This is a genomic window from Exiguobacterium sp. A1_3_1, from assembly GCF_048985645.1.
GTDB lineage: Bacteria > Bacillota > Bacilli > Exiguobacteriales > Exiguobacteriaceae > Exiguobacterium_A > Exiguobacterium_A indicum.
The window spans coordinates 1-6,573 of sequence record NZ_WBYY01000178.1; the positions used below are offsets into that span (position 1 = coordinate 1).

At 37.1% G+C, this 6,573-nt stretch carries 7 protein-coding genes; 1 reads left to right on the forward strand and 6 read right to left on the reverse strand.

Annotated features, from left to right (window positions below; genetic code table 11):
* Positions 1–364 precede the first annotated feature (364 nt).
* From F8N00_RS15185 to F8N00_RS15210, 6 genes are all read right to left on the reverse strand, one after another.
* The gene (locus F8N00_RS15185; RefSeq protein ID WP_421018501.1) at positions 365–1,696 is read right to left on the reverse strand and encodes an NtaA/DmoA family FMN-dependent monooxygenase; all 1,332 of its coding nucleotides are present in this window, start codon (positions 1,694–1,696) and stop codon (positions 365–367) included.
* Between the two features lie 122 nt (positions 1,697–1,818).
* A complete protein-coding gene (locus tag F8N00_RS15190) occupies positions 1,819–3,162 on the reverse strand; it encodes an NtaA/DmoA family FMN-dependent monooxygenase (RefSeq protein ID WP_421018502.1) in 1,344 nt (447 codons plus the stop codon).
* A gap of 30 nt (positions 3,163–3,192) precedes the next feature.
* A complete protein-coding gene (locus tag F8N00_RS15195) occupies positions 3,193–3,414 on the reverse strand; it encodes a ribosomal-processing cysteine protease Prp (RefSeq protein WP_421018503.1) in 222 nt (73 codons plus the stop codon).
* A gap of 71 nt (positions 3,415–3,485) precedes the next feature.
* Complete coding sequence (locus F8N00_RS15200; RefSeq protein ID WP_421018504.1) at positions 3,486–3,707, reverse strand: hypothetical protein; 222 nt, start codon at positions 3,705–3,707, stop codon at positions 3,486–3,488.
* A gap of 204 nt (positions 3,708–3,911) precedes the next feature.
* Positions 3,912–4,337, reverse strand: a complete 426-nt coding sequence (locus F8N00_RS15205; protein WP_421018505.1) for a MarR family winged helix-turn-helix transcriptional regulator — start codon at positions 4,335–4,337, stop codon at positions 3,912–3,914.
* 288 nt (positions 4,338–4,625) lie between these two features.
* A complete protein-coding gene (locus tag F8N00_RS15210) occupies positions 4,626–5,069 on the reverse strand; it encodes a VOC family protein (protein WP_421018506.1) in 444 nt (147 codons plus the stop codon).
* A gap of 87 nt (positions 5,070–5,156) precedes the next feature.
* Here F8N00_RS15210 and F8N00_RS15215 point away from each other — a divergent pair, with 87 nt between their 5' ends.
* Complete coding sequence (locus F8N00_RS15215; protein ID WP_421018507.1) at positions 5,157–6,095, forward strand: helix-turn-helix transcriptional regulator; 939 nt, start codon at positions 5,157–5,159, stop codon at positions 6,093–6,095.
* Positions 6,096–6,573: the final 478 nt, after the last annotated feature.

Consider the following 6,573-nt stretch of genomic DNA (forward strand, 5'->3'; position numbering starts at 1 on the left):
TCGTGGGCTCGGAGATGTGTATAAGAGACAGTCCTAATATAACGTAATGTTTCTCTTGTACTACTGCGATATAACCATTCCATAGCCAGCTCACTATCTATTCGACGAGTAGTCCGAAAAATCATCTGCGAAAATTCTAGTCCTTCTAACGCGCCTTTTATTAGTGTATATCGCTTCATTATTTGTTATTAAATCAATAATCAAATTCTATCTATTCCCAATTTTAACATTTAACACAAAAGCAAGATAACTTTAAATTAACGTTTTGAGAATTGGGGAGATTTATGTTCCTTCTTAAGACCTGATTTTTTACATTTACAAAGAAGCAGAGATCATTATTGACCTGTGCTCTACATTCCATCTATTAAAATAATCGATTATCTACACCATATTGATAGGGTACGCCAAGATTTTCTCTAAACGTCTCTCCCTCATAATCTTCATGGAATATACCACGTTCCTGTAAGATCGGGACCACTTCTTCTACAAAACGCTTTAAATCGGTATCGTAAGAGTTTGGTAGTATCCAAAAGCCATCTGCTGCGCCACTCTCAAACACTTCAGTTAAGTAATCCGCAGTTTCTTTTGCGTCACCTAATGTAGCAGGATGGTAATCAATCACAGAATGATAAATGATGTCACGTAATGTCCAACCTTCACGCGCCACCTTTAAAACATTCTCAGCACGAGGATCAGAGTAACGATCAATTTTTACATTGTATAAAAGTTCTGGTGCAATCGGGCGTTCTAAATCTTCAGGAGTGAAGCTGATTCCTAATATCATGCCGATATGAAATGCGCGTTGTTGTACTATATTCTCATCCATAAAACTTGCATGACGATCTATGGCTTCACGTTTAGAATTTGCAACAATCGGCATGAGACCTGCGATGAATTTAATCTCATCCGGATTTCGCCCTGCATCTATTGCAACCTGGCGTAGTGCATTTCTTGTCGCAATACCTTGTTGTATCGTCCATACTTCTCCAATCATCGCACTCGCATAGCGTCCTGCAAATGCAATACTGTTTGGAGATCCACCCGAGTGAAAGATGACCGGTTGTCCTTGTGGGGAAGGTGGAATCGGCAAAGCTCCATTTAACTGTATATGTTTACCTGATATATGAACGGGTTGTACTTGGTTATAATCCGCAAATACACCGGTTTCTTTATCAGCTTTTAGAGCATCTTTCCCCCATGTGGCCCACAAGTGCTGTACAGTTTCTACGAACTCATAGTGACTTTCATAACGTGATCTACTATTCATCAGTTTCACACCAAAGTTTTCTGCTACCTTTGAGCTTGATCCCGTAACAGCATTCCAAGCAATACGCCCATCACTCATTAAATCTATCCCTTTAAATTGACGTGCTAAAGTATAAGGGTTATTCCACTGAGTATGCACAGTCGACACTACACCAATGTGTTTTGTTTGTTGTAATATTGCAGTTGCAGTAATAATGGGTTCAAGCGTCATCGCTGGCACTTCTCTGTTATCGTCGGGTATGGCTCCAGGGAAATCACCTACAAATATAAATTGAAACTTCCCTTTTTCAGCAAGTTGAGCATAGCGAATATCTGCATTAATATCTGGATAAGTAGTTACATTGACACCCTCACTTTTCCATGCTTTAGCATTTGCACCGAATGTCCCTGTAAATCCTAAACCAAGCAACATTTGTTTTTTATCAGACATAAATAAGTCCCCCTAACTTATTTTCATACGGTAACTACTTGCTACTATGATCCAAAAATAAATAGACAATACCGAGTCAAACGTCTATAACTATCTACAATCTTTAATCTTATATTTCCTAATCATTTAATCTGATCTGATTCATTTAAAATACGTGGGTCAATGCCTAGCTGATAATCTAGATTCATATTTTCACGGAGTGTGTTACCCATGTAGTTTTCTGGACGCAAGCCACGTTCTTGTAAAACAGGAATAACATGATTTACAAAGTCGGATAAAGCATCACTAAGTCGATCGGCAACTACAACAAAACTATCAGCTGCCCCTGCTTCAAACCATTCCTGTAAATAATCTGCTACATCTTCAGCAGTCCCTACCACACCAGGCGTATTATCTAGAACACCGTGAGCAATAATATCGAGCGGTGAATAACCCTCTTTAGCGAGTCGAATCGCTTGAGTTGATTTATTAACGCGGGGATTCTGTTGTAGCGCGCGGAGTTGAATAGACTTCAATGGTTCGTCTACAGCTGATTCAGAAAGTGGGACACCTAAGAGCATTGAGAGATGTCTCAATCGTTCTGGTAAATCTTCTGGATTTTCCAATGCGCGTCTTCGGTCTAGTGCCTCGCGGCGCGTCTTTCCTAGTCCAAATGTGAAAAAGGTCATAAATTTAATTTCATCCGCATTTCTCCCCGCATCTTGCGCTGCTGAACGAAAAATTTCTCGTAAGCGAACAGACTCTCCAATAGTACTTGGCATTCCAATGATTGCATTAGCATACATACCAGCTGGCTGAATCCCTGAATTACTAGCTGCTGGCATTACAACAATCGGTTGCCCTTGTGGTGAAGGAGGTGCCTGCAAAGGACCACGAGCCCCTACATATTTCCCTTGTAAATTAATTGGCTGGATATACTCATGATTTAAGAACACGCCAGTCTCCTGATTAGGCTCACCTGCTTCTTTCTTCCAACTTCCCCATAATGCTTGGGTAATCTGAACCACCTCATGAAGACGTTCATATTTATTTCTACTATTAGGTACACTTTGGCCATAATTGGCAAATGCATCAGGCTCAAAACTAGGAATGACTTGCCATCCAACTCTCCCTTTGCTGATTAGATCTAATGCACGAAGCTGTCGAGCTATCGTATAAGGTTCATTAAAAGAAGTAGATAGTGTTGGAATCAATCCGATATGTTTTGTGTGAGCAGCAATTGCCGATAATTGGACAATAGGATCAATCGGAAAATTAACAATACCGGTAAAACCAAGATGTAAAAAAACTCGGTCCGGCATAAAAATATAGTCAAGCCCCCCATTTTCAGCAATTTTTGCATATTTAATTTGTTCATCAATATCAATGTAAGCTGATGGGTCTGTTTCCTCAGAACGCCATGCATTTGGATGAGTTCCATAGAAATCTGACATAGCAACTCCGATACTCATATGTTTTGTTTTCATAATAATCTCCCTTCAAATATCGCAATCATATTAATTCCCTAACATAAGCTGTACCTGCTCAAAAGTCGTTGGATCAATTCGTTCAGGTATGTCTATTTTCAAAAAGTCTTCATATCTTGTGTGTTCTGGCACAATTTCCAGCATTGCTTCTATTGAATTGACTGTTCTAAATGTTACAGCGGATACACCAACACAAACAACGTCCATACCATGTACGTCATCATTCGCATGACCCTCAGAACGAGAATACATGATTTTACCCTCGAAAATTTTTCTGTTAATTCCTAATTCAGACGATTTGATACTTCCCTTCGAAAAGGTAATTATCCTATATCGCCATTCATTAAGTACCAGCGATCACCTGTATTATGAAGGTCCCCTTTTTTCTTCAGGGTCCTTAATTGTTTAAAGATAGAAGCTTTCGAATTGGTTTCTTCTGATACTTTTAAATTGTTTGTTTTTGAATCAATACATGAAACAATCTTCTTTGCGCTTATTCCTGGGTGTTCCTTTATACAACTAAGGATAATATCCTCAATTTTCATTGGTCACACCACTCCTCTGGTCAATCAAAGTATAATTTATTCCACTTCAGGTCTAGGCTCTTCTTAATCAAATAGAATATCTATTATTTCGATAAGGTAAACGTCCTGTTGCTTTTACTTTTTATTTCATTCTCTAAATACTCCCCTTAATATTTAGGTTACTAAATAATTGTTTAGCCTGCTAAATAAATGACCAGAGAGGACTTAAAACAAGTTTCTCTCCATCCGTTTCATTAAATTTCTCAATACCAGGCGTTCTTCAGGTGAAAGGGAATGTAATAATTTTTCTCGTTGCTGTTTCCATATGAAATTAACCGGCTTTTCTAACTCTTTGCCTTTGTCAGTAAGATAAATACGCATCACCCTGCCATCTCGTTCATCACGCTTACGGACAATAAAGCCATTATGTTCTAATGATTTAACCATGTTAGTAACCGTCGGTGGTTCACATTTCAAATGATCACATAATTGCATTTGCGTAATTCCATCCTCTGTCCAGAGACGAGCAAGTAAGTTATCCTGACCTACATAAAGATTAAGTTCCCTTAAGTTTTCACTATAATCTCGACGCATTCTAGATGAAACTTTATCTAAAGACACTCGGATATCGCAATCAATTTTGTTATCCATAGAGACCTCCGTTAGTGAATTTGTATTTAGCTTACTAAATATATCTCGATGATAATCACCTGTCAACATTTACTTAGCAAACTAATTAATATAAGTGGAGCTATTTATTTAATCCAACTCTTAATCTTTGTTGTTCTGTTTTCTATATGTTCGTAAAAGTACACTTTTACAGACAAAAGAGAAGAAGTATATATACTTCTTCCCTCTAATAAGCAATTAAATATTAATCATAGCGATTTCACTTTAATTTAATATTCTGCGTTACTATTTCTCTAATGATCTTTCAAGTTAAAAGTCATGCACCGTCACGCAAAGCTGTAGGACGATACCATATGGATCACGTATGATTGCATATCCTGGACTGAACGCATTCTCTGTAAATGGTACTATCACCTTTACCTTTTCATGATTAACACAAGATTTGTAAAGTTCCGTAATGACTTCTTTATCATTTGACTGAATACATAGTGATGAATTATTCCCTAATTGCCAAGGACGGGATGAATCCATCTCCTCTTCCGCTATCATTACTTTATTTACACCTATTTCCAAGACAGAATGCGTAATATATTCATCCTGCCCTTCCTCATACTCAAACTCAGGACTCATTTCCTTCATTTCTCTATAATTTTTCTTAAACAAAACCCTAGCATCTACGTATTTCTCATAGAAATCAATTGCTGGTGCAGCTTCCCCATTCAACGATAAAAACGGAATCACTTCAAAGTTCATTTTGTTGCCTCCTTCATTAATAGTTAATGCACTTTGAAGTATAATAATTAAAGGTGTCAAAACATGGCTACTTTGAGGAGGCAACTTATGAAAAAATCAGAACGTCTTAATCAAATGCTACGCTATATAAATCAAAAACAACATTTTACACTTAAAGATTTGATGGGTAAATTTCACATATCGAAAAGAACTGCTTTGAGGGACATTACGGCTTTAGAGGAAATTGGCGCACCAATTTATGCTGAATATGGTCGTTATGGAGGGTACCGATTGCTTAATCAATTTCAGCTTCCACCAATCTCCTTCAACAGACAAGAAGTTTATGCATTGTATTTTGCCATGCAAGCTTTGCAAAGCTTCTCTGATTTTCCCTTTAAAGTAACTTTTCGCTCCATTAATGAAAAGTTTCTGCAGGCTGTATCGGAGAAACAAAGAGATGAGATAGAAAGTATGCAATATAAAATTTCCTTTCGGCATACAGAACAAGTTGCTGATAGCTTGTATTTAGAAATTTTGTTGACGGCAGCCATAAAAAATGTGGTATTAATAATTTCCTATCGAAAAGACGCCAAAACACTTACTCGTAAGATTCAGCCTATTTCTGTTTACGCTATGAAAGGTTTTTGGTATTGTCAGGCATATGATTTAGATAAGCAAGCTTATCGAGTTTTCCGATGTGATCGGGTCACGTCTGTTGAAGAAACAGAGATTCCTCCATCCAGATTTCTAAACGATGTTACAATGCACAGTGCCCATTCACTGTGGAAACCGTCAGAGAAAGCTATTCACTTTAAATGTTTAGTCGATCAAAGAGGAGCAGAACTTTTTCATCAGGAATATTACCCATCAATGGAGTTAATTAAGGATGAAGAAGATATATACATTGTTGGTACTTACGAGATAAGAGAACTTGAATTTATCACCAAGTATCTTTCGAGTTTTGGAAAATCGATAAAAATTATAAAGCCTACCACTCTAAAGGAGAGTTTGAGACAATACTATATTGAATTACTTGAGAGAATCTAACCTTACTAGATTTATTATTAAATACTAGTTCAGAATCTACGAAATAGAAAAAATAAATAAGCGTTCATAAAAGTTTACTTTTTAACCGATGGATTCTTAAAAACACGATACCTTAACACTAACGTTTATAGCCTGTGTTTTAACTAATTTAATTGACTAACCTGTATATTATAGACTTCCGCATCAATCAGTTAAGTCAAGTAGGCTAATTCACTGTCATAATCTATGTCTGATAAAAACGATGTGACTGAACTGAACTGAAACCTGAATGGTGGACACTTGATAAAAAACTTCATTCGGGTTTTGTTTATGTTTGAGGATATTGACATACTGTACCTATTCGATTTAGACGGGAGAACTATTCATGAATAGACTCACCTTCAATCCAGATCAAATCAGACAACTTGAAGCGAATCTTCACGTAGCCTTTGTATCAGATCGTACGATTCAATACAAAGGAGAATTTAAGATTCACGCT